Here is a 23,167-nt window from a genome sequence, read left to right on the forward strand (position 1 = left end):
AATGGCGGAGAAAAGCAGATTATATGTATTCAAGCCGATCGTTGACAGATGGCCTGCAATTAAGAAACCAAAAGGTCATGTGCCATTTAGAACAAAATTGCTATGGACATTGCTATGCTTGATTTTGTACTATATACTCTCCCAAACAATGATATACGGTCTCGCTCCAGAAAGTATTGATCTGTTCGCTGGTTTTAGATTTGTAATAGCGGGTGAAAGCGGAAGCATTGTTCACCTTGGAATAGGTCCGATTGTTACCGCATCTATCATACTTCAGCTTTTTGTCGGTGCAAAAATAATAAATTTGAATCTTGAAGATGAGGATGATAGGGCATTTTATCAAGGTTTTCAGAAGGTTTTAATTGTAATAATGATATTTGTTGAGGCAATTCCACAGGTATTTGGTTATTTAAGTCCAAGTTCTTCTTTAATCAGCAAAGTCGGGACTTTTGGCGCGAGAAGTATAATAGTAATGCAGTTGTTTGTTGGTGCGATGCTCGTTTTTTGGATGGATGAGCTTATTTCAAAATGGGGGATTGGCTCTGGTGTATCACTTTTCATAGCTGCTGGTGTATCTACTGCAATAGTTACTGGCTTGTTCAGCTGGCTCCCCACAAATGCGAGCGAGGCTCTAAGCATTGATAATCCTCCCGCTGGTACAATTCCAAAAACAATTTACCTTACAAGCAAAATGTCTTTGGGCGAGCTGGTGGGTGGGGGATTTGAGCAGATATTCATAGCTCCTCCGAATCCAGTAATAGCGCTTATTGGCACTTCCATAATATTTGTTTTTGTTGTATATGCGGAATTATCAAGCGTAGAATTGCCTTTAGCCCATGAAAGCGTCAGGGGGGCAAGGGGAAGATATCCTCTCCGCCTCATGTATGCATCAAATATTCCAGTAATACTTATGGCAGCTTTGCTTGCAAACATAAACATGTTTGGTATGCTTTTATGGAGGAGTAAAATACCATTTATAGGAGGCGCATGGTGGATAGGACAATATGAAGCGGGCTCAACTCATCCAACTGCTGGCGGGATATGGTATTTAACCGCTCCAAATGGCCTGCATTCATGGTTTTTGCCCTTAATAGATAGAAGATATACTGCTTACCTCCAAGATCATGCTCCCTGGCAAATGATATTGCGCCTCATAGTATTTTCAGTAGTATTCCTTTTGGGATGCGTCTTTTTCGGAAAATTCTGGATAGAAACAACAAATATGGGGCCGGAAGCGGTAGCCAGGCAGATAGAAAACTCGGGAATGCAGATTCCTGGTTTTAGGCGCGACCCAAGGGTTTTGAAAAAGGTTCTTGAAAGGTATATACCCGCTCTTACAGTTTTAAGCTCCTTGCTTGTTGGATTGCTTGCGATATTTGCGGATATGATTGGAACTGTAGGTAATACATCTGGAACGGGGGTATTGCTTACTGTTGGTATTGTTATAAGATTATATGAAGATATAGCAAGAGAGCAGGCAATGGAAATGCATCCTGTATTGAGAAAATTCTTAGGAGTGGAGGAATGAAAGTAATTGTTGCGGGTATTCCTGGGGCAGGTAAAACGACGGTGCTGAATGAAGTTAAAGGAATAGAAATAGTGAATTACGGAGATGTAATGTTTAGCATTGCAAAAGAGAAAAATCTTGTGAAGAATAGAGACGAGATAAGGAAATTGCCAGTTGAAAAGCAGAGGAAATTGCAGAAGGAGGCGGCCAGAAAAATTGCTAAAAAGAAAGATGTTATAATTGATACTCATTGCACAATTAAAACAAAGGATGGGTATATGCCTGGCTTACCATATGAAATACTTTCTATAATAAAGCCAGATTTTATAGTTTTGGTTGAAGCAGATCCAAAAGAAATTGAGAAAAGAAGAAATAAAGATAAGGATATAAGAGGGAGAGATGTAGAAAGTTTGGAAGAAATTGAATTGCATCAGAATATAAACAGGATGGCTGCTATTGCATATGCAGCACTTATAAATGCAAATGTAAAGATAGTTAAGAATGAAGAAGGGAAAGTAAAGGAATGTGCAGAAGAAATAATGAAGGTGTTTTAAATGGAAAGAAGGCAATCATCTTTTCTATTTTTCTTTCTCTTGATGCTTGCTTTTTTGATAATTTTTGATCCTGTAATAAGAGGCGCTATTGGAAGAGCGGTAAACTATATTTTATATCCAATTATTGGATTTAATGGAAATTACCCGCTGCTAACAGTTTTCATAGCGGGCTCGCTTGTTATAATAATTTCTGCGCTGATAAGACATTTTACAACAAATTGGGTTGAGATGGCTAAAATGCAGGAAAAAGTAAGCGAGTTTCAAAAAAAATATAGAGAAGCTTTGAAGAGCCAGAATAAATACATGATAAAAAAACTTCAAAATATGCAGAAGGATATAATGTTGGAGCAAAGCAATATAACATCAAAACAATTCAAGATTATGCCAATAACAATAATACTTTTTGTCCCTATCTTTACCTGGATATGGGAATTTCTTTATTCAACAAATCACTATTATTTTGATACCCCATGGCAAATTCATGCAAGTCTTTTCAAATCATCGTTTATTTTCCCTAACTGGATTCTCCTTTACATGCTCTTTTCCATCCCATTTACCCAATTCATTCAATATATACTGAGATTAAAATGGCTGAGAAAGGCATAACCATTGGCGGGCTCCCTGGGGCGGGCACAACCACAGTGGCGAGAATGCTTGCGGAAAAAACTGGCATGGCTTATATAAATGCAGGTGAAATATATAGAGACATTGCAGATAGAAAAGATATGTCTCTCCTTGATTTTGAAAAGTATAGCGAGGCACATCCGGAAATTGATGTTGAGATAGATAAAAGACAGGAGGAGATATTAAGGAAGGGGAATGTTGTTGTTGAGGGTCGCCTTTCCGGGTGGATTGCACATCTTAAAAAAATACCCGCCATAAAGATATGGCTTGAATGCGATGAAAATGAGAGAATAAGGAGAATTGTTGAAAGAGAGGGCGGGGAGTTTGCTGAAAAAAGAAAGGAAACAAAGGAAAGAGAAGAGAGCGAAAGCAGAAGATACAAAAAATTTTATGGAATAGATTTGAATGACAAATCAATATATGATATAGTAATTGATACTTCTTCTATTCCTCCTGAAGAAGTTCTCAAGAAAATTATTGAGAAGATATCATAAAAATTTAAAGATATTTTCTATTACTTTCCTCCATTCTTTTTCATCTTTGACAAGAAATGGCGTATCCACAACTTCAAGCATGGACAAATCATTAATGCTACTTCCAAGAGCAACGGTCTTTATTTCTCCAAATTTGGTTTTATAAAGCTCTATTAGAATTTCAACCGCCTTTCCTTTATTATTATTGCCTATTAGATGATAGTATCTATCTCCTTTTGTATAGTTTAAACCACATTTTTTTATCGCTTCTATGACATTTTCTTCCTTTCCATCCAATATTTTGAATGGTTCATCATACTCTCTTTTCTTTGCTAATTTTGCTATTTTTAAGCTCAATCCACAATCTATGGCTAATTCTTCTGTGCTCATGTCTCCGAAACCAATAATCTTGCATTTACTCATTTCTGTTATTTCCTTAAGTTTTCTTCTGATTATTGAATATTTAGTTCCTAACTCAATAACTTTATATTTTCCAACAACTTTTGAATATTGGTAAGGGAAACCAAAGTAAGAATGCGGAATAAAAATAGCTGCTCCATTTTCTACTATAAAAGGGTCTTTTATGCCAATTTCTTTCCTTAAAAATTCGATTTCTGCTCTTGTTTTACTGCTACAAATTACAATTGGTATGTTTGAATTTATAATAAAGTCTATAGCGGATTTTGCATGTTTATAGGAATAATTTTTATCCAATAAACAGCCATCTAGGTCTGTAAAAATTACAATCATTTTTGATTTATCTCCTTTACAGCAGAATCTTTCAATTTTTCTCTTAAGTCAGGCATTGCTGAAATAGCTCTTATCCAGTCAGGCATTTGAGATGCAACTGGATTTTTTAAATATTTTTTTCCTCCATCCATTATTATCTGTGAGAATTGTTCCACCGTCGCCTCCTCCAAATGTATATTATATTTTAGATTGTTACAGATAGCATCCGCCTGATATTGCCTTATTTTGTTTTGTGCAAATTTTCTATACATAACCTGTAGGCTCAGCAAAAAATCTTTGGAAACCTCTATTCCATCAGTTTCAGTAAGAGTTCTTAAAAGAGTTATTATACAATCTTCCGCTGTTTTTAATAAACCATTTTTTATCATTTCTTTATGTTTATGCTCATAAAATCCGAGATCCACCTGACAGATTCTTCTATATGTAACGTTTCTAAAAATCTCTGCAAGAGTTCCTATTTCAAGCCCCCAATCACAAGGCATCCTTAAGTTTAAGGCTAAATCAGTAGTTATAGCGATTTCACCTGAAAGGAGATATCTGAATGATTCAAGATATCTTAAGAATTCAGAGCCATGAGAAAGTTTTTCTTGCAATGCTTCTATTAAAGGCACGATAAGAAGGCGATAAACCCTTCCATGCATTGTTCTATCTTCCATGTTTAATCTTGCATAATATCCTTTAGAGAAAAAGAAATCGAGTTTCGATTCAACAACAGGGTAAAGAAGTTTTGTGGGCAACGTTTCTTCATAAGTTATTATATCCGCATCATGAATTGCTATGGCATACATATCGAGAGAAGCAATTCCTGTTGCTATCCATAAATCCTTTCCTTTTCCCTTTAAATAAGTGATATCTAACCCTTTTTTCTTTAATTCTTCTAAAACCTTATTCATCTCTTTCTTATTACACCAAATTATCTCGCAAGGCAATTCAAGATTTTTAAAGATTCTCAAAGATTTTTCATATTCTTCATTTGTTGCAGAAATAGCAATAAATATCTTTTTTAGGTAATCGCATTTATTTAATTCTTCAATTATTTTTTTCAATGAATTGTCATTTAAATCTTTGCCAGCGATCGGAATTACTACACCAATTGGATATTTTTCACCAAGAATTTTGAGCCGTTCTTTTATTTTATATGGGTCGATATTAAAGTCATGTATGGTTGTTATTTTCCCCTGACAAAAATCCATAATAAAATTTTATTATTATTTAAAAAGTTTGTGCATTTAAAAAAGTTTATGAATTTAAAATATATTCTCTTCCATGATAGAGAAAACACTTGGTCAAGTTTTAGATGAAACCGTGCAAAAATACCCGAATACAGATGCACTTGTTTATCTAGACGGCATAAGATATAATTATAAAGAATTCAAGGATATTGTGGATAGAGTTGCTCGTGGCTTAATTGCTTTAGGAGTTAAAAATCAGGACCATGTGGCGGTTTGGGCTACAAATGTGCCAGAGTGGGTGATTTTGCAGTTTGCGACCGCTAAGGTTGGGGCGGTACTTGTTACAGTGAATGTTTATTATAAAGCGAGGGAGTTGGATTATTTGCTCCGCCAGTCCGACACCAAATATCTTTTCCTGATTGATAAATTTAAGGATGTAAGTTATGTTGATACTCTCTATACAATAATGCCGGAAATTAAAAAGGGAGAAAAATCAAGCAATTTTCCTCTTTTTGAAAAGGCTATATTTATGGGTAAGGAGAGATATGACGGTTTGCTGAATTTTGAAGATATCTTAAGTATGAGCAAGGAAGTTAGTGAGGAGGAGTTAAAGCAAATAGAAAAGATGGTTAATCCGCATGATGTTGTAAATATGCAATATACATCTGGCACAACGGGCTTTCCAAAAGGAGTTATGCTTACCCATTACAATATAATTAACAATGCTTATTGGGTTGGCAAAAATCTTGATTTGAGTAATAAAGATAGGTTATGCATACCAGTGCCATTCTTTCACTGTTTTGGTTGTGTTATCTCTACTCTCAATTGTGTTGTTCATGGGGCGACAATGGTTCCGTTAGAATTTTTTGACGCAGAAAAAGTTTTAAAATCCATAGATAAGGAAAAATGCACTGCTCTTCAAGGTGTGCCAACAATGTTCGTAAGAGAGTTAAATCACCCAGATTTTGAAAAATATGATACTTCATCTCTTAGAACGGGCATCATGGCAGGCGCCCCATGCCCTTCAGAGCTCATGAAAAGAGTGATGGAAGAAATGCATGCAAAAGAAATTACAATATGCTATGGATTAACTGAAACCTCTCCTGTTCTCACTCAAACGAAAAGAGACGACCCTTTTGAAAAGAGAGTTGGAAGTGTTGGAAAACCTCTGCCATATGTTGAGGTGAAAGTTGTTGAACCAAATACAGAAAGGGAACTGCCACCAAATACTCCTGGAGAACTTGTAGCAAGGGGATATGGGGTAATGAAAGGTTATTATAAGATGCCCGAAGCAACCGCAAAAACAATAAGAAATGGATGGCTTTATACTAAGGATTTAGCAATGATTGATAATGAGGGATATGTATATATACTTGGGAGAGTTGATGATATGATTATTAGAGGAGGAGAGAATGTTTATCCGCGCGAGATAGAAGAATTTCTCTATAAGCATGAAAAGATAAAGGAAGTTGCGGTTGTTGGTGTACCTCACAGTGAGTATGGCGAAGAGGTTGCTGCATTTATCCAGCTTAAAGATGGCATGACCGCAACTGAGGAAGAGATAAAAGAATTTTGCAGAAAAAATATTGCGAGATATAAAGTTCCGAAATATATTTTCTTTATAAATGAGTGGCCGATGACCGCAAGCGGTAAGATACAAAAATTCAAATTGAAGGAAATAGCAAAAGAAAAACTTGGTTTAAAATGAAAATAGCACATATCTCTGACATTCATTTTGGAATGAGCTGGATGTTTATAGAAAAAATGGCAAGAAAAGGGATTGAAAGAATAAATAAGGAAAATCCAGATATTGTTGTTATAACGGGTGATTTAACTGATTATGGATTGAAAAAAGAATACAAAGGAGTTAAAAAATTACTTGATAGCATAAAATGCGATTATCTTGCGATACCGGGCAATCATGATGCACGCCATCAGGGGGCGAGCATATTTGAGGAATATATTGGTGATAGATTTTTTGTCAAGAAGATAGGAAGATATAAATTTGTTGGGCTTGATAGCAGTCAGCCAGATTTAGATGAAGGACATGTCGGAAGAGAGCAGATGGAGAAAATGAAAAGGTATATAGGAAAGAATTCAATAATAATTCTGCATCACCATCTCCTTCCTATCCCTGAAACTGGAAGAGAGAGAAATGTCCTTGTCGATGCGGGGGATGTGCTAAAATTGCTAAGTGATTATAAAGTTAAAATTGTTTTAAATGGGCATAAGCATGTTCCATGGGTATGGGAGATAAATAATATAGTTATCTCCACCGCAGGCACAATTTCATGCGAGCGCACCCCATATACCCAATCTTTAAATATTGTTGAAATAGAGAAAGATAAAAAAATAAAGATAAGGAAAATAAATGTTTCGGATGGAAAGGAAAAAGTGATAGTTTTTGAGGTAAAATAAAATGATTAAAGTTTATGGAATAGGAGGATATGAAGAAGTCGGAAAGAATATGACTTGTATTGAAGTAGATGATGAAATAATTATTTTGGATATGGGTCTTTACATGGATAGATTTATTGCATTTAAAGAGAAAGGTTTAAAAATGGAGGCACAAGCATTAATTGATGAAGGAGCTATACCAGATGATAAAAAAATAAGGGATTTAAAGGAGAAAGTAAAGGCGATAGTAATATCTCATGCTCATCTTGACCACGTGGGTGCCGTAAGATGGCTTGCGCCGAATTATGATTGCAAAATAGTTACCACCCCTTATACAAGCGAAATTATATTAAGGCATTCAAGAAGCTTAGGAAACAGAATTGTAAGAACAAATGTAAATTCAACATATAGGATTTCAAAAAATATTGAAGTAGAGTTCATAAATGTCACTCATTCCATTCCTCAATCAACAATACTCCATTTGAAAACAAGATATGGAAGTATAATATATGCGCTTGATTACAAAAATGATAACCATCCTGTAATTGGAAGTAAGACAAATATAAAGAGGCTTAAGGAAATTAAAGATGTTTTACTTTTGATTGCTGATTCAACAAATGTTGATGAGGAGAGAAAAACATTTTCAGAATCAATTGCAAGAGAAATGCTTAAGGATATAATTCTTGGGATGGAAACAGAAGGGCATGGGATTTTTTTAACAACGTTCTCTTCTCATATTGCAAGGCTGAAAAGCATGCTTGAAATAGCAAAAACTCTCAAAAGAAAAGCGGTTTTTATAGGTAAATCTCTTTATGATTATATTGAATCCGCTGAAAAACTAAAACTGGTAGATTTTTCAAAATATTCGGATATAATAGAGAATGCTGAAAGAGCAGAGAGAAAGCTTGCGGGAACGAACGAAAAAAAGGAAGATTATGTTTTTATTGTAACAGGCGGTTTAGGTGAAAAAGATGCAGTGCTAACAAAAATTGTTAATGATGAATTGCCCCTAAAAATTTCTGAAAATGATTTTGTGATATTTTCATGTGAGGTGATACCAACACCTACAATTCAAGCAAATAGACAAATCCTTGAGGATAAAATAAGGAGAAGAAAGGCTAGGATATTTAAAGATATTCATGTATCAGGACATGCTTCAAGGGAAGATTTGAGAGATTTGATAAAAATTGTTTCTCCTTTGAATATTTTGCCGGCACATGGAGATATAGGAAAATGCTCTTCATTTGCAACACTTGCAAATGAAATGGGATACGAGCTTGGAAAAAATGTTTATATAATTCAGAATGGGCAGAGCATTTCTTTAAACCCTATCTAAAATATATGATATGCCATTTTTTGTTATCCTAAAATGATTTCCCTCTTTAATTTCGATAAATCCATTTTCTTCGAGAAAAGATAGAGCATCATCAATATCCTCTCCTACTTTTATTCCTAAATAATCTTTACCGACCCACCCCTCCTTATTTTCTACATTATGAACAAGTAGCACAAGCAATATATCTTCTGCAACTTCTTCAATCACATTTTTAAAGCATTTCAACTATTTATTATTTCTTCAATTTTTACACACCTATTCTCGTGCGAAGGGCAAAAAATCCTTCCGCTTCAATCGCTTTTGCAACTTTTTCCTGCGTTTCGCCAGGCGTGAGTGCAACCATATATCCACCAAGCCCGCTTCCTGTCATTTTTGCGCCTATTGCCCCATTTTTTCTTGCAATTTCTACAAGCATATCAAGCTCTTCGCATGAAACTTCTATCTGGCGAAGCAATTCGTGATTTCTATTCATCAGCATTCCTACTTTCCTCCAGTCTTCTTGAATTAATGCCTTTTTTGCCTCATATGCAATTTTTTTCGCTTCTTCAAATATTTCATCATATTTTTTTCTATAAACCTCTTTTCTTTGCTTTACTCCTTCAACCGCTTTCTTTGTATCTGTTGTTATTCCAGTATCCCCCATAACAATTTCAACTGGCCTAACTTTTATTTTTTCAATTTCCTTCCCCTTAACAAACCATATTAATCCTCCAAAAGTTGAGCAGGCATTGTCTATTCCAGAAGGATTTCCATGATAAGCTTTTTCTCCTTCATAAGCAATTTCATTTATTTCATCGTCACTCAGCTTCATTTTCAATTCATCCGCTATTGCTCTTGCTATCGCAACACAACTTGCTGCACTTGCGCCCACGCCACTTGTTGCTTTTAGGTCGCCGTGCAGCCTTATTTCAAAAAAGTCTTTGACTCCCATTTTTTCTTTTATTCTCTTTATTGACTCAATTTGCTGATGAAGTTTTTCTTCCTTGTAGCCAGGTGTTGCATCTCTGTCATCATGTATTATATCCCTTCCTTCTGTTTTCTTCACCTCCGCAATTGTTTTTTTGTCTATCGCAGAGGCAATTGCGGGCACATCATAAACAACAAAGTGCTCATTGAAAAGAATAACTTTCCCATATCCATATCCCTTTCCCATGATTTTCAATATTTTTTAATATTTAAGATTTTTTGATTCAAGTGAAGATATTCCTAAAAATCTGAGCTATTTTCGGGAGCATGTATATAAACAAGAAGATTATAAGCAATACAAGCAATATTTTTATTGCAAATTTCAATATTTTCCAAAGTGCTATTAGAATTACAAAGAAGGCAATTATTAGCAGGAGTAGCAGAGTATGGCTCATAAAGAAAAAGCAATCAAGAATATTTATATTTTAAGATTTATATGAAATAAAGAGTAGGAGAACAAATAAAAACCAGGTTAAGGAGAGAGTATATAACCATACGTTTTTTATCTCCAAAATTATGCCCGAGATAATCAATACTATCGGCAAAACAAAACCTAGCAATAAATAAATTATACTTTTTGTATTCATTGAGGGGTATATACATTTTTAGAATAAAAATTTTTATCCTTTTTACTTCCTCAATATAACAAAATAATTATCTTTAAGCCATTTACTCGCTTTCTTTACACTCCATGCCTTCTCTATTTTAAATCCGCTTCTCTTCACTTCTCTTTTTAGCTCTCCCATGCTATAAAGATGATAAAATCTCGTAATTTCTTTACCATTTTTTTTCCAAGGAATAAAAATGTCTCCATGCTCTTTCCATGGCTTAAAAAATTTTTTTATAAAATGAAAAATAAATTTATCCTGCCATTTTGCCCAAACAGAAATCAATACCCTTCCATCTTTTTTCAAAACCCTTCTTAACTCCATTAAAGCTTTTTTCCTTCTCTCCCTTCCATCTATATTATGAAGGGTTGCAATAAACAATGCATTATCAAAGATCTCATCTGGAAATGGCAATTGGCAAGCATCACAGCATACAAGAAATGCGTTTCTCGCTTTTTCCTTCGCTATTTCAAGCATCTGAAAGGATATATCTGCACCAACCGCAAGGCATTTACTTTGCATCGCCAGCAGGTGGCGCCCCCCGTCGCAACCTAAATCCAAGCATGTGCCTTGAATAGTGTTTATGAAGTCGATGCATTCTTTCCATGGGATTTTGCGCTTCGCATCGAAATCTTTTGCTATCTCATCCCAAACATTCATTTTCTGATAATTCCAGTTATTAACTTATCTGTGTTGAAAATTTTTATTGCAATTGTCATGAAAATTGCTGAAAATATCGCAATGTAGATTAGCCCCCCTATAACCATAAAATAATTTTTGAAAAGAAGAAAGCGAGGAGCCATCATTGGATGGGAGAATGGTATGAGGAATAAAAGTGTTTTTAGCAGAGATGGCATTGTTTCAAAGTCCTTGAACATTGTTAAAAACATTGGGATTAAGGCAAGCATTGATAATGGAAGTGTGAGTGTTTGAGCACTTTTATAATTTTTTGCAAAAACACCGAGCACAATACAAATTGCAAGAGCGGATGTCAATGCAAGAAAAACAGATAAGGCAATGAGAATATAATCGTAGCCACCCAGAGATAAACCATAGTTAGCAAGATTTATTTGTGAAGATCTCTGAAATGAATTGATGTAATAGCTAAAACCAATCATATAAATTGTTGCCATTATCAATCCAACTATTGCGCTACCTGTTATCTTTCCTAAAACTATTTCACTTCTTCTAATTGGCAAGGTTAAAAGAGTTTCAAGCGTCTTATTTTCCTTTTCTAATCCCATTGAGGATATAACCATGCCTCCACCCATCATAACAATAATCATCATTATTATTGGAATTGTTATTGATTGGGAATAAAGCAAATTTGAAAGCATTTGAGGAGAAATTCCTTCCATCTCTTTTTCTTTAATTATTGTAATATCATTCTTTGTTAAAGGTGATAAAATCGTTGAATTCAACCCACTTTCCTCAATGATTTCAGATGATATCCTACTCCTTATATTTATGAATATGTTATCCAAAAAAGCGGAGGATACAATATCACTAACTCCTATTCCTTTAACAAGCCAATACACTTTTATTTCCGCCTGTTGAAAAGTGTTTATTTTCTCGCTAAAGTTATTTGGAATAAAAATCAGGCATATTATTTCATCTTTAAGTTCGTCTAGCAATTTATTAACATCTCCTTCATTTTTTCCCTCACCTTTAACATTTGCAAATTTTTTTATCTCCTCAATGGCAATTTTTGAAAAGAGACCATTATCGCAATTTACTATAGCGACATCTTGCTTTTTCTCCGCTTCAGTTGCTATATTCCCAAAAGCATTTCCAAGCACCGCAAAAAGAAGAACAGTTGCAACCATAGGCAAAATTGTTGAAGGAGTTAGCAACTCTTTAATTTCTTTCTTAACTAAAGATGAGAAGCTCATCCAACCACCTTAACAAAAACTTCTTCAATATTTCTTGCATTATATTTCTCTTTTAGCTGAGAAGGCTTACCTTCTTCAACTACTCTGCCATTATTAATAAGAGCTATTTTATCACATAAAAATTCTACTTCAAGCATGTTATGGGAAGAAAGCAAAAAGGTTATTCCCTCTTTTAAACTTGCCTTTATTATATTCCTTATTTCTTGGGCATTTATTACATCCAGCCCCGCGGTTGACTCATCAAGAATTGCCAGCTTTGGTTTATTCATCAAAGCCCTTGCAACAAGCAATCTTCGCACCATCCCTTTGCTATATGTCTCTATCTTATCATCTATCCTGCTTCCTAAATTCGCCATCTCAATTCCTCTCTCAACCACATCCTCTCCATCAAAAAATGAAGAAATAAATTTCAGATATTCCCTCCCTGTTAAATTTTTGTATGCGCCCGCCTCCTCAGGGAGGTAGCTTATCAATTTTCTTATTTCTTTTGCCTCCTTGTTTATATCATATCCAAATACATTCACGTTTCCATCCGTGATTTTAAGCAACGTTGATATTATCCTCAATATTGTTGTTTTTCCCGCCCCGTTTGGGCCAATTAAACCAAATATCTCTCCTTGCTCGACATTAAATGTTACACCCTTAACCGCCTCTATTTTTCCATATCTTTTAACAAGATTTTTTACCTCAACCGCATGCATCATGCTTAAAACTTTTCAATTTAAATATTTTTGTATTTGGTAAAAAAGATATATTTGGAAGGATATTAACGTAATGAGAGCGTTTATTGCAATAGATGTTAGGCCAAATGATGAAATTAAAAAAATTTTTGAAATGTTAAAAGAGAGCAAAGCAAAACTTAAACTTGTTGAATTAGATAACATACATCTTACAATAAAATTCCTTGGAGAAATAGATGAATCGCTAAAAGAAAATGTAAAGAAAGTGATGGAAGAAGCAACTAAAGGTTTAAAACCTTTTAAAGGAAGAATAGAGGGTTTGGGATGTTTTCCAAATCTTAGAAACATAAGGGTTATATGGATGGGATTCCATGATAATGGAGAAACTCTAAAAATAGCGAATTATATCGATGAAAAACTCGTTGAATATGGAATAAGAAGAGAGGAATCTTATAAACCCCATATAACCATAGCAAGAATGAAAAGCGCGGAGAATAAAGAAAAAGTTTTAAAGGTCATTGAGGAAAATAAGAATAAATATTTCGGGGAAATAGATTGCAATTCCATAAAGCTCAAGCAGAGCATATTAAGACCGGAAGGGCCGATATATAAAGATTTGGAAGAGATATTATTATGAAAATATTGGAAGAGGTGCTGAAGAGAATTTCACCAAGCGAAGAGGAGAAAAAAGAAATCGAGGAAATATTAAAGGAAATAAAAAATTCAATAGATAAAATAAAGCCACCGCACACGGAAGCAATGCTAGTTGGCTCTGTTGCAAAAGATACATATCTCAAAAATTCTCTTGATATAGATTTTTTTATTCTTTTTCCAACAGATTACAGTAAGGAGGAAATGCAAAAAATAGCTATTTCTATCGGTAAAAAAATTCTTAAGGAATGGAAAATTCAGTATGCGGAACATCCGTATATAAGAGGATTCTATAAAGGATATTTAGTTGATATAGTGCCATGCTATAAGATAAAAAGCCCTGATAAGAAGATGAGTGCGGTTGATAGAACTCCTTTTCATACAGAGTATATAAAAAAGAATTTAAAGGAAGAAATGAAAAATGAGGTTAGATTGCTAAAGCAATTTCTGAAGGGAATAGGTTGTTATGGCGCGGAGGCGAAAATAGAGGGCTTTTCTGGTTATCTCGTAGAATTGCTAATCCTTAAATATGGCAGTTTCTTAGAAGTTTTAAAAAATGCCAAAGAAATTAAACCATATTTTATTGATCCAGTTGATGATTCAAGAAATGTGGCTGCCGCTCTTTCAAAAGAAAAATTGGATCTTTTTGTTGAAGCATCTGAAGAATTTTTAAAAGAACCAAAAATTGAATTTTTCTTTCCTAGACAAGTAAAGTTAATGGATAGAAAAGAGATAGAGGAAAAAATAAAAAATTTTGTTGGAATATGTTTTAAAAAGCCCGAGATTGTTGATGACATTCTGTATCCTCAGCTTAAAAAAGCGGCAAAGAGTATGGAGAATTTAATGAAGAAATACGATTTTGAAGTTATTGACAAGGTTTGGTTTACCAATGAAGAGGTTTTTATTGCATTAAAATTGAAAGAAATTTTTATAGAAGAGGTAAAATTGCATGTTGGTCCTCCACTAAAAGAGAAAGAGCATGTAAAAACATTTATTGAAAAATGGAAAAATAGCGAGCTTTTAGTTGGAGAACCCTTCGAGAAAAGGGGAAGAATTCATGTAAAGATAAAGAGAGAGTATAAGAATGCAATCTCCCTTCTTAAAGATTTTTTATATGAGATAAATCTCGGGAAAAATATAAATGAGATAAAAGAGGAAATCAAAATATGCGATTACAAAGATTTATCAAAATTTGTAAATTTCTGGAGCGAGTATCTCTGTGAAAAAAAACCATGGCAAAGGTAATTATATTAGTCCCACTCTTTGCAAAAGTAGTAAATCTTCTGTCGATAACTTCTCTCCTTTCTTAAATTTATCATACAGTTCTTCCGCCTTCTTAATTAATACATCTTTTTCCTTCTCTATTTTCTTTCCTTTCTCCTTTTCCTCTTTACCTTCTATCATCTTTTCTATCCCTTTTATGGAGTTGAGATAATTGAGAAATTCATTGTGCGCCTTATCCGCATTTATCTTTGTTATTATATATTCCTCCTCAATTTTTTTTATTTCATTCAATATTTCTCTTGCCTCACTCAAGCATTGGAGCATTTTTTCGTGCTCCGCCTGAGCTCTCCCTGCCAGCTCTCTTACTCTTTCATGCTCCTTATCGCTTTCCTCTTTTAGCTCCTTTTCCATTTCTAAATATTTTTTAAATTCCTGATTATTTCTTAGAGCGTTCTCTCTTTCCATTATTTCCTTATTTATAGACGCCAGCTTTTCGATGAGCTCTTCCTCCTCTTTCCTTTTCAGAGCCCTTGTCATTTGTTTGAACTCCAGAGCATCTCTTTTTTTATACAATACATCTAACGAAACTCCGTCAGAGAAAAATTTTTTTTGTAGCTCTCCTAATTTATCCCTTATTTCTCCATATTGCTTGTTCAATTCTTCTCTTCTTTTTTTAGCCATTGCAACTTCCTTATTTATCTCATCTCTCATCTTTTTATGGAGCGATGCTTCTTTCTTTTTTCTTTTTAACTCATCTTTTAATTCATTATTTTTCTTTCTTAACTCGCTTAGTTTCTTATTTAAAATATCCCTCAAGTTTTTTGCTTCCTCCATCTTTTTTTTCAATTCCTTTTTTCTATCTTCTAATTCAGCGATTTTTAATTCTTCCACTCTAACCTAAACAGGTTTTTTATTAAAAATTTTTTTATTTTATTCGTATATCTTTCCTTCCATAACAATATGTTTTACAACATTTTCAACTCTTATGATTGCTTCTTTTGTTATTTCAAGTTTTCTTCTCAAAGATTCTTCAGCACATGGAATAGAGAGATCAAGATAACCTTTTGCAATACAAAGCGGATTAAAGAAATAATGAGAAATTTCCTCTAAAAATCTCTTTTCTTTCTCCAGGGTTTTCCTCATTTTTTCGTTTGATTCTCTTAATTTCATTTCCATTTCTTTCTTCTTTGTTATATCTATTGCATTCAGGAGATGTGCATTTCCTCTATACTCTATCTCGCAACCGCACATTTCAAACCATCTTATCCTATTATTTTTATCAAAAAATCTTATAACACTTACTCCATCCTCTATAATTTTCCAGAATTTTTTTATATCATCTTCGTGAATTAACTCGAAGAAATTTTTTTCTATTTTTTTCCTTTCATATCCTATAATTTCCGAAAATCTCTTGTTGATATAAACAGGTTTCTTATTTTTCAGTATTATAATTCCTATTAACGAATTTTCACATATTGTTCTAAAAGTTTTTTCAGAATTTTTTAGAGCATTCTCCGCAATTATCTTTTCTGTTACATCTTCAACAAGTAATATTTTGCCATTTTTCTCATTGATCTTTTTTACTGAATAATATCTTTTACCTAATTTACATATTTTGTCTTCATTTTTTACAAATTTTGGAATTTCTTTTTCATCCATTGCTGAGAAAAATTTATTTTTATATATAATACTCCCATCTCCGCCGACATAAATTATGCCTGCTGGAAGGTCCTCAATTATTTCGTCTATTTCTTTAATGATCCCAGTCCCCGTTTAGAAAAAAAATTCTATATTTAATCTTTTCTAAATTTCGAGGAATAAAATTTGCAAAAATGAAAAAGCGTGGTTAAATTCTTATATAATTAAATATTTCATTTAACATGAATAAAAAAGTGTTTGCGGTATGCGCGCTTCTTTTATTGCCATCAATAGCTGGAAAAGAAAAAACAGAGGATAGTGTTATTGTTACTGTTGATAAAAAATTTTTTTCTCCATCGGTTACTGAAAATATTAATGAAAATGCAATTGTCGTATTTATAAAAAGAGTTAGAAGCTTGAATATGGAAAAAAACAAGATATACTTCAAAATATATATAGATGGAGAAAACTCGGTTTTTTGGGAGGAATATTATGAAGGCATGGATATATATTTTGAATGGCCAATGGCATGGAAATTTGTGAATAAAACAGGTAAGATTAGTATACAAATACAGCTGTGGAAAAAGGGAATTGTGGATAAGCCATGTGATATATCAAGGAAGGAAGGAGATTATCTGTATGGAAAATCTTTAGAGTTGTTATTTGATATTGAAAGTGGTGAGTGGAAAGGAGATGATTTCCTGAATGATACAAATGGATATGGTCATTCATCTGGTTATGAAGATAGAAATTATGGAGAAGATGATTATGAGATATGGTTTGATATATTTTTATATGACGAAACAGACGATAGAATGACAAAGTATGAGAAAAGAAAATATGGTCTAGATGAGAACAAAAGCTATGGAAATATTGATTTGGATGGAGATGGCATACCCTGCGATTGGGAAGATAAATACAGATATAACCCTTTAGTTTGGGATGATCACAAAAATCTTGATGTGGATAAAGATGGACTCACAAATTATGAAGAATATTTAACAAGCCAGTGGCTTTCTGATCCTTTTGCAAAAGATATTTTTGTAGAAGTTGACGGAATGAAAGCGAAATACCCATGGCAAAGAGACTACGTATTACCAAAGGAAAGCATGCAGATGATATGCAATGCCTTTGCAAAGCATAACATAACTATACATTTTGACGATGGCATAATGGGTGGTGGAGGAGATTTAATTCCATTTGATGAAAAAATGTACGGCGATGAACTGCAATCTGCTCGCCTAAAATACTTTTTAAATGGCAATCCAAACAATTGGCGAAGAGGTGTGTTTCATTACAGCATAATAATCTGTCAGATGGGGTGGCAGGGGCGCCCGGCGGGCGGGAGGATGTTTTATATCGATAGCCACTGTGTTGGGGGGCAATATGTTAGAAATTGGATGTGGAGTATAAGGTTGCAGGGAAGCGATTATATAACCGCTATGGCAAGTGTTTATATGCATGAGCTTGGGCATACCCTCGGGCTTGCATATTTTGAGGGATGTGATAATGAAAATACTCGCTTCCCATGGAAGAAAGAATACTGGGAATATGGAAATTATAAAAGCTGCATGAATTATAGATATGTGTTTAAGCTTGTTGATTATTCCGATGGAACCCATGGAAAAAATGATTATGATGACTGGGGAAATTTGGATTTGGAGAGATTTAACGGGGAATGGTGGTAATGAAAAAATGGGTTTTTATTCCCGCCATATTGCTTTTAATCCTTTTTGGATGCCTGGGTGAGAAAAATCCGCCTGTAGTTGAAATAAAAATTGATGGAAAGCAAGGTGAAGCGGGCTGGTTTATTAGCGATGTAAGGTTATCAATAAATGCGTATGATAATGAAAGCGGGATAAAAGAAATAAAATATAGAATAAATGGCGAGCAATGGCGGGAATATGTAGGAATTCCTTACAGTATTAATCAAGATGGCTATTATCTTGTTGAATATATTGCTGTTGATGGAAAAAATAATGAAGCAAGAGGAAATTTAACAATAAAAATAGATAGGACAAAGCCGAGCATTAATTTTGAAAATTTTGAAAAAGGATACATATATTTCAGGGGTAAAAAAATACTGACGCCTAGGATACCCCATGATACAATGATAATAGGTGGATATAATATAATAGCCAGCTCGAATGATAGTACTTCTGGGGTTAAAAAAGTTGAATTTTATATGGGAGAAAATTTAGCATTGGAAAAATACGAGCCTCCATATGAGTGGGAAATAAATAGAGGTATAGGAGTTTATAATATAACCGCAATAGCATATGATAATGCGGGAAATAAAAATGAAATTATGGTAGAAGAAGTGCAATTGATAAATATATTCGGGAGATAAATCTATGTAACTATATCTTCCAGCTTATCATTTTCAATTGCCATTTTAATTTCAAGAGCAATTCTCCTTCCAGTTGACATATTGCTTCTCCATAACGAATTTCCATAAGGATGACCAATTGCCATATGTATATTTGTTCCTCCTCCAATGCGAGGTGCTACATCATATATATAAAAATTCAAATCTTTGTCAACACATGTCTGCAAGCAGAAGGGGCCGATTATTCCATCATAATATTTTTTGCAAGCTTCCACAAATTTCTCACCGAGCATAAAAGCTTTTTCAAGCAACGACTCTCGCAGGGTTGCGCTGTTATGCCCGCATACAGTATATTCAGGTATTCTTTGCTTTTCTGACAGGCTTAGCTGTTGCTCCGCGGGCAAGCGAACATGCCCGTCTAAACTTGTTTCGAAACGCCAATCTATGCCAAGCAATTCAATTTGCTCCAGCAAGGGAGAATAGAAGAAATCAAGATTAAATACTGGCCCTATTATATATCTCTCTATTCTTGCTTTTTCTAAATCCTCTCTATTTATCACTCCTTGATTTATAAGCGCTTCAGATTTTTCTTTATATTCTTTATAGGAAGAGCAAGTGAAAAAACCTCTCTCAAGTTTTTTAACTCCGTGATGAAGCTTTACTATGCATAGCTCATCTATATCTCTTGCATCTTCTATCTTCTCCGGAAAGGACAATCCACATTTTTCAAGAAGCCAGTAATAATTCTTTTCCTCCTCTCTTTCCTCTATTCTTAAAAGTTTTCTTGAGCCAAAAAGAGGAATGAAGAAATTATTCTCAATTTCATCAATTTTGCAATAGGAAGTGAATGACCTATTTGGAACAAAAACCGCATTCCTTTCTTTTAACTTTTTTTGATTTTCCTCATTTATTATATAGCTGAATTTTTCCAGATTAATTACTTCATCCACTATACCAATTTCTCTTTTACCGATTTTCCTGCTCTTAAAATAGATACTATATGTTTTATCTCTTCCTTTCTGGCAGATGGCTATTGTTTTAAAATTCTCTTCTTTTGCGCCATCAAAAACGTCCAAAGCGGAGTGAGATGCTATAGCGGATATACTTATATTTTCAAGATCATATTCTTTTAAAATTTCAATTATTTGGCTTTTCTCAATCATGAAGTTAAACACATTACATATTTTAATTTAATCGCTTGTAAAAAGCAAAAATTATATTTTTGAATATTGTATAATAACTAATGCCTTTTAGCAAATCAAAGCAGATGGAATTTCCTCGCGAGGTTGTTGTGGGACACGATGTAATGGAAGAGATAAATGATTTATGCAGTAGAGTAAGGGTTAAAGAAAAAGGTCTAATTGTAACAGGAAATATAACGAAAAAAATTGCGGGAGATAAAATCTATTCCTTACTAAATAAGAATTATGAAATAAGTACAATTTCTGTTGAAAAATCTACAATGAGTGAGGTGAGAAAAGTACAGAGATTTTCAAAAAAAAATGAAATTGAATTTATGGTGGCGGTTGGCGGGGGGAGTGTTATAGATGTTACAAAACTTGCTTCCTATAAATGTGATCTGCCTTTTATAAGTGTTCCAACCGCAGCATCTCATGATGGAATTGCATCTCCTATGGCATCAATAAAGGAAAATGGAATATCTTTATCGAAAGAGGCATCGTCCCCAATCGCTGTACTTGCGGATACTTCAATAATCTCTAAAGCACCCTACCGAATGCTTGCCTCAGGGTGTGCGGATGTTTTATCCAATTTAACCGCAATACTCGACTGGAAGTTAGCGGAGAGGGTTAAAGGGGAGTATTATAGCTCTTTTGCATCCGCCTTGGCTGAGACAGCAGCAAAATCAATAATTCACAATGCAAATATTATAAAGCCAGGTATAGAGGAAGGAGTATGGGTAGCGGTGAAATCAATGATTGTTTCTGGAGTTGCAATGAGTGTTGCAAACTCATCTCGTCCCGCAAGCGGAGCGGAGCACATGTTCTCTCATGCGCTGGATAAAATTTCGTCTGGCAAGGGTTTGCATGGTGAAAAATGTGGAATTGGAGCAATAATGATGATGTACCTTCATGGAGGAGATTGGGAGAGAATAAGAGATACATTGAAGGAAATAGGCGCACCAACAACCGCCAAAGAAATAGGACTTCATAGAAAGGATGTTATAAAAGCTCTTACAATTGCTCATAAAATAAGACCGAATAGATATACTATTCTTGGAACAGATGGAATTACAAAAGATGCTGCTGAAAAAATTGTTAGAATAACGGGGGTGGTATGATGGTTGTAACACTTGTTGGGGTAAAGATGGCAAAGGAAGGAAATGAGTTTATATATTATGGAACAACAAATACTTGCAAGAATTGCAAACTAAAAACGGTTTGCTCAAATCTTGAAGAAGGAAGGATTTATAAAATACTGAGGATAAGAGAAAAAAAGCATGATTGCCCATTGCATGAAGGAGGCGTTATTGCGGTCGAAGTTGAAAAAATACCTTATGAAGTGAATGTGAAGGATCAAGAAGCGGAAGCTACATCTATAAGCTTCAAACCAACAAGATGCAATGAATTTTCTTGCAATGAATATCAGATCTGCAACTCAAAGATAAAAGAAAAAGAATACAGGATATTAAGAGTTTTAGGAGAAGTTGAATGCGCAAAGGGATATAAACTAAAAAAAGTAGTTATTGATTGATGGGCTCGGAGGGGTTCGAACCCTCGACCTCCTGCTCGTGAAGCAGGCATCATAACCTCTAGACCACGAGCCCATGCGGGCGTGGCGGGATTTGAACCCGCGACCACTGGCTTAGAAGGCCAGTGCCCTATCCTGGCTGGGCCACACGCCCTAAAATGAAAAGCTTTTTGTTTTTAAAATATTTCTTACGATTTATTCATATTGAGCTGCTTCATCAATGTATTCCTTCACTTCTCCATCTTTTATAAAAACAGGGTGGGAGATTATTGTTCTCCTACAGCAATACCTCTTTATATTTAGTTCATCCAAAACTTTTTTTGGGTCCTCACCATTGAGATAGACCCTTTTTTTGTATTCCTCAAATGCGGAGGCAATTACTTTTCCACAGGTAAAGCATCTTACAGGAATAATCATTTTTTCACCTATATGATTTCTGCCTCTTCTTCCTTGCTCCTCTTCCGAGCTGTTTCTTGGGCTCCTTTCTCCTTACATCACTCACCAGAAGTGTTCTGTCATACTGCATGTAAAGGTTTCTCAATTCCTCATCATTAACAAAATCGCAAATTGCTTTTGCTATGGCGGTTCGCACCGCCTCCGCCTGGCTTATTGGGCCTCCCCCACTTACGGTTACATCTATGTTTATTTTATCTTTGTATTTTTCAGCGAGCTGAATTGGCTCTCCTGCAATTTGCTGGAAATATTTTGGATATGCATCCAGAAGGATTTTATTTATTCTTATCACTCCTTTTCCTTTTTCTATGTATGCTCTTGCTATTGCACTTTTTCTTTTCCCGTAAGATATCACTTCGGCCATTTTACACCCAAGTAGCTAGATAATTCTTTTAGGGTTATATAATTTGTTGATTTTTTGAAATTTGTTTTTTCTATTTGTTTATCCGCCAGCTCAGGAGGTAAGCCAATAAATACTTTTAATCTTTTATAAGCTTTTCTACCCTTTGGTTGTTGGTATTTAAGCATTCCTCTTATAGCCCTTTTAACTATCATATGAGGTAATCTCGGGAAATATGGCCCTTTTCTTTTCATTCCCCCTATTTTCCTTTTTTCCATATACCTTCTTATTATCTCTTTTTTATTTCCATTTATTATTGCTTTCTCCGCATTTACAATAAATACTTCCTCTCCCTGCAAAAGCATTTTTGCAACAACAGATGAAAGCCTTCCAAGAGGAGCATCAGTAGCATCTATAACTCGCATTTAACCACCTAAAATTCTTACATTACTTCCTTCTGGATTTTTTTCCGCAATCTCAACTAAGCTATAGCATTTTCCTCCCGCTTCTTCTATCTTCTTTTTTGCTGATTTTGAGAATTTGAGAGCAGCAACCTCAATTTTTCCTGCATCTCCCAACCCAAGAACTTTTCCAGGAACAATTGCTACTTCTCCTTCCCTTAAATTTTTCACAATTTTTCCAACATTTACCTCCGCAAAATTTTTTGATGGCTTCTCTAGCTTCCTTGCTATCACTTCCCATATTCGAGAATTATTTCTTCTAGCAACTTCTCTAAGCATATTTATTGTTTTTATTAGTTGGGGGTTAGTTTTCTTTCTTTTCATTTAGGCAAGTATAATGAACTATTTTATAAGATTTATGCTTTCCCTTAATTGATTGAGTTTATCAAAGCACTGCTAAAAG

At 34.4% G+C, this 23,167-nt stretch carries 27 protein-coding genes and 2 tRNA genes; 13 read left to right on the top strand and 16 right to left on the bottom strand.

The features are described from left to right. The first annotated feature begins 1 nt into the window (after position 1). Genes secY through H5T44_04575 form a run of 4 tightly spaced genes read left to right on the top strand, consistent with a single transcriptional unit; the run spans position 2 to position 3,179 of the window. Entirely contained in the window at positions 2-1,528 is a 1,527-nt protein-coding gene (secY, locus tag H5T44_04560; protein ID MBC7081494.1) for a preprotein translocase subunit SecY, read from the top strand. Then, the gene (locus H5T44_04565; protein ID MBC7081495.1) at positions 1,525-2,061 is read left to right on the top strand and encodes an adenylate kinase; all 537 of its coding nucleotides are present in this window, start codon (positions 1,525-1,527) and stop codon (positions 2,059-2,061) included. The genes secY and H5T44_04565 overlap by 4 nt, the downstream gene beginning before the upstream one ends. Next, positions 2,062-2,667, top strand: a complete 606-nt coding sequence (locus H5T44_04570; protein ID MBC7081496.1) for a DUF106 domain-containing protein — start codon at positions 2,062-2,064, stop codon at positions 2,665-2,667. Further along, positions 2,649-3,179 carry an AAA family ATPase gene (locus H5T44_04575; protein ID MBC7081497.1) on the top strand — a complete coding sequence of 177 codons (531 nt, stop codon included), beginning with the start codon at positions 2,649-2,651 and terminating at the stop codon, positions 3,177-3,179. Before H5T44_04570 ends, H5T44_04575 begins: the two co-directional genes overlap by 19 nt. Here the strand turns inward: H5T44_04575 and mpgP are convergent. Both mpgP and H5T44_04585 read right to left on the bottom strand, forming a co-directional pair. After that, positions 3,174-3,908: a mannosyl-3-phosphoglycerate phosphatase gene (mpgP, locus tag H5T44_04580; GenBank protein MBC7081498.1), complete on the bottom strand. Its 735-nt coding sequence runs from the start codon at positions 3,906-3,908 to the stop codon at positions 3,174-3,176. The two genes, H5T44_04575 and mpgP, sit on opposite strands and share 6 nt — an antisense overlap. Then, the gene (locus H5T44_04585; GenBank protein MBC7081499.1) at positions 3,905-5,101 is read right to left on the bottom strand and encodes a glucosyl-3-phosphoglycerate synthase; all 1,197 of its coding nucleotides are present in this window, start codon (positions 5,099-5,101) and stop codon (positions 3,905-3,907) included. Before H5T44_04585 ends, mpgP begins: the two co-directional genes overlap by 4 nt. 73 nt (positions 5,102-5,174) lie before the next feature. Here H5T44_04585 and H5T44_04590 point away from each other — a divergent pair, with 73 nt between their 5' ends. The 3 genes from H5T44_04590 to H5T44_04600 are packed head-to-tail and all read left to right on the top strand — an operon-like array spanning position 5,175 to position 8,813. Next, positions 5,175-6,788, top strand: coding sequence for an AMP-binding protein (locus H5T44_04590; GenBank protein MBC7081500.1), 1,614 nt, complete (start codon positions 5,175-5,177; stop codon positions 6,786-6,788). Then, positions 6,785-7,498, top strand: a complete 714-nt coding sequence (locus tag H5T44_04595; GenBank protein ID MBC7081501.1) for a metallophosphoesterase — start codon at positions 6,785-6,787, stop codon at positions 7,496-7,498. The genes H5T44_04590 and H5T44_04595 overlap by 4 nt, the downstream gene beginning before the upstream one ends. A gap of 1 nt (position 7,499) precedes the next feature. After that, the gene (locus H5T44_04600; protein ID MBC7081502.1) at positions 7,500-8,813 is read left to right on the top strand and encodes an MBL fold metallo-hydrolase; all 1,314 of its coding nucleotides are present in this window, start codon (positions 7,500-7,502) and stop codon (positions 8,811-8,813) included. Here the strand turns inward: H5T44_04600 and H5T44_04605 are convergent. From H5T44_04605 to H5T44_04625, 5 genes are all read right to left on the bottom strand, one after another. Then, positions 8,799-9,020 (bottom strand): hypothetical protein, encoded by a 222-nt coding sequence (locus tag H5T44_04605; GenBank protein MBC7081503.1) that lies wholly within the window; start codon positions 9,018-9,020, stop codon positions 8,799-8,801. The genes H5T44_04600 and H5T44_04605 overlap by 15 nt on opposite strands. Before the next feature lie 40 nt (positions 9,021-9,060). Continuing rightward, positions 9,061-9,966 (bottom strand): mevalonate kinase, encoded by a 906-nt coding sequence (gene mvk / locus H5T44_04610; GenBank protein MBC7081504.1) that lies wholly within the window; start codon positions 9,964-9,966, stop codon positions 9,061-9,063. A gap of 442 nt (positions 9,967-10,408) precedes the next feature. After that, positions 10,409-11,047, bottom strand: coding sequence for a class I SAM-dependent methyltransferase (locus H5T44_04615; GenBank protein MBC7081505.1), 639 nt, complete (start codon positions 11,045-11,047; stop codon positions 10,409-10,411). Beyond that, on the bottom strand, positions 11,044-12,279 hold the full coding sequence (locus tag H5T44_04620) for an ABC transporter permease (protein ID MBC7081506.1): 1,236 nt from the start codon (positions 12,277-12,279) through the stop codon (positions 11,044-11,046). Before H5T44_04620 ends, H5T44_04615 begins: the two co-directional genes overlap by 4 nt. Continuing rightward, positions 12,276-12,980, bottom strand: a complete 705-nt coding sequence (locus H5T44_04625) for an ABC transporter ATP-binding protein (protein MBC7081507.1) — start codon at positions 12,978-12,980, stop codon at positions 12,276-12,278. Before H5T44_04625 ends, H5T44_04620 begins: the two co-directional genes overlap by 4 nt. A 73-nt stretch (positions 12,981-13,053) precedes the next feature. Here H5T44_04625 and thpR point away from each other — a divergent pair, with 73 nt between their 5' ends. Together thpR and cca are read left to right on the top strand one after the other, a co-directional pair. Continuing rightward, positions 13,054-13,596 (top strand): RNA 2',3'-cyclic phosphodiesterase, encoded by a 543-nt coding sequence (gene thpR, locus H5T44_04630; GenBank protein MBC7081508.1) that lies wholly within the window; start codon positions 13,054-13,056, stop codon positions 13,594-13,596. After that, positions 13,593-14,855 (top strand): CCA tRNA nucleotidyltransferase, encoded by a 1,263-nt coding sequence (gene cca / locus H5T44_04635; GenBank protein MBC7081509.1) that lies wholly within the window; start codon positions 13,593-13,595, stop codon positions 14,853-14,855. Before thpR ends, cca begins: the two co-directional genes overlap by 4 nt. On the opposite strand, the gene H5T44_04640 is transcribed toward cca, so the two are convergent. Then, entirely contained in the window at positions 14,856-15,725 is an 870-nt protein-coding gene (locus H5T44_04640; GenBank protein MBC7081510.1) for a hypothetical protein, read from the bottom strand. A 39-nt stretch (positions 15,726-15,764) separates the two neighbouring features. Further along, positions 15,765-16,493 carry a PAS domain S-box protein gene (locus tag H5T44_04645; protein MBC7081511.1) on the bottom strand — a complete coding sequence of 243 codons (729 nt, stop codon included), beginning with the start codon at positions 16,491-16,493 and terminating at the stop codon, positions 15,765-15,767. 221 nt (positions 16,494-16,714) lie between these two features. Here H5T44_04645 and H5T44_04650 point away from each other — a divergent pair, with 221 nt between their 5' ends. Then, positions 16,715-18,160, top strand: coding sequence for a hypothetical protein (locus H5T44_04650; protein ID MBC7081512.1), 1,446 nt, complete (start codon positions 16,715-16,717; stop codon positions 18,158-18,160). Beyond that, on the top strand, positions 18,160-18,822 hold the full coding sequence (locus tag H5T44_04655) for an Ig-like domain-containing protein (GenBank protein MBC7081513.1): 663 nt from the start codon (positions 18,160-18,162) through the stop codon (positions 18,820-18,822). Before H5T44_04650 ends, H5T44_04655 begins: the two co-directional genes overlap by 1 nt. A 2-nt stretch (positions 18,823-18,824) precedes the next feature. Here H5T44_04655 and H5T44_04660 read toward each other — a convergent pair whose 3' ends face one another. Further along, positions 18,825-19,964: a formate--phosphoribosylaminoimidazolecarboxamide ligase family protein gene (locus tag H5T44_04660; protein MBC7081514.1), complete on the bottom strand. Its 1,140-nt coding sequence runs from the start codon at positions 19,962-19,964 to the stop codon at positions 18,825-18,827. Between the two features lie 80 nt (positions 19,965-20,044). On the opposite strand from H5T44_04660, the gene H5T44_04665 reads away from it, so the two are divergent. Further along, entirely contained in the window at positions 20,045-21,100 is a 1,056-nt protein-coding gene (locus H5T44_04665) for an NAD(P)-dependent glycerol-1-phosphate dehydrogenase (GenBank protein ID MBC7081515.1), read from the top strand. Further along, positions 21,097-21,513, top strand: a complete 417-nt coding sequence (locus H5T44_04670) for a UPF0179 family protein (GenBank protein ID MBC7081516.1) — start codon at positions 21,097-21,099, stop codon at positions 21,511-21,513. Before H5T44_04665 ends, H5T44_04670 begins: the two co-directional genes overlap by 4 nt. Here the strand turns inward: H5T44_04670 and H5T44_04675 are convergent. From H5T44_04675 to H5T44_04700, 6 genes are all read right to left on the bottom strand, one after another. After that, a tRNA-Val gene (locus H5T44_04675) sits at positions 21,514-21,586 on the bottom strand. Between the two features lie 3 nt (positions 21,587-21,589). Next, a tRNA-Arg gene (locus H5T44_04680) sits at positions 21,590-21,664 on the bottom strand. 41 nt (positions 21,665-21,705) lie between these two features. Beyond that, positions 21,706-21,927, bottom strand: coding sequence for a DNA-directed RNA polymerase subunit N (locus H5T44_04685; GenBank protein ID MBC7081517.1), 222 nt, complete (start codon positions 21,925-21,927; stop codon positions 21,706-21,708). A gap of 4 nt (positions 21,928-21,931) precedes the next feature. Then, positions 21,932-22,327 carry a 30S ribosomal protein S9 gene (locus H5T44_04690; GenBank protein ID MBC7081518.1) on the bottom strand — a complete coding sequence of 132 codons (396 nt, stop codon included), beginning with the start codon at positions 22,325-22,327 and terminating at the stop codon, positions 21,932-21,934. Then, positions 22,315-22,728: a 50S ribosomal protein L13 gene (locus H5T44_04695; GenBank protein MBC7081519.1), complete on the bottom strand. Its 414-nt coding sequence runs from the start codon at positions 22,726-22,728 to the stop codon at positions 22,315-22,317. Before H5T44_04695 ends, H5T44_04690 begins: the two co-directional genes overlap by 13 nt. Continuing rightward, positions 22,729-23,088: a 50S ribosomal protein L18e gene (locus H5T44_04700; GenBank protein ID MBC7081520.1), complete on the bottom strand. Its 360-nt coding sequence runs from the start codon at positions 23,086-23,088 to the stop codon at positions 22,729-22,731. It lies immediately after the preceding gene. Between the last annotated feature and the right edge of the window lie 79 nt (positions 23,089-23,167).

The sequence above is a fragment of the Thermoplasmatales archaeon genome (assembly GCA_014361195.1).
Lineage (GTDB): Archaea > Thermoplasmatota > E2 > UBA202 > JdFR-43 > JACIWB01.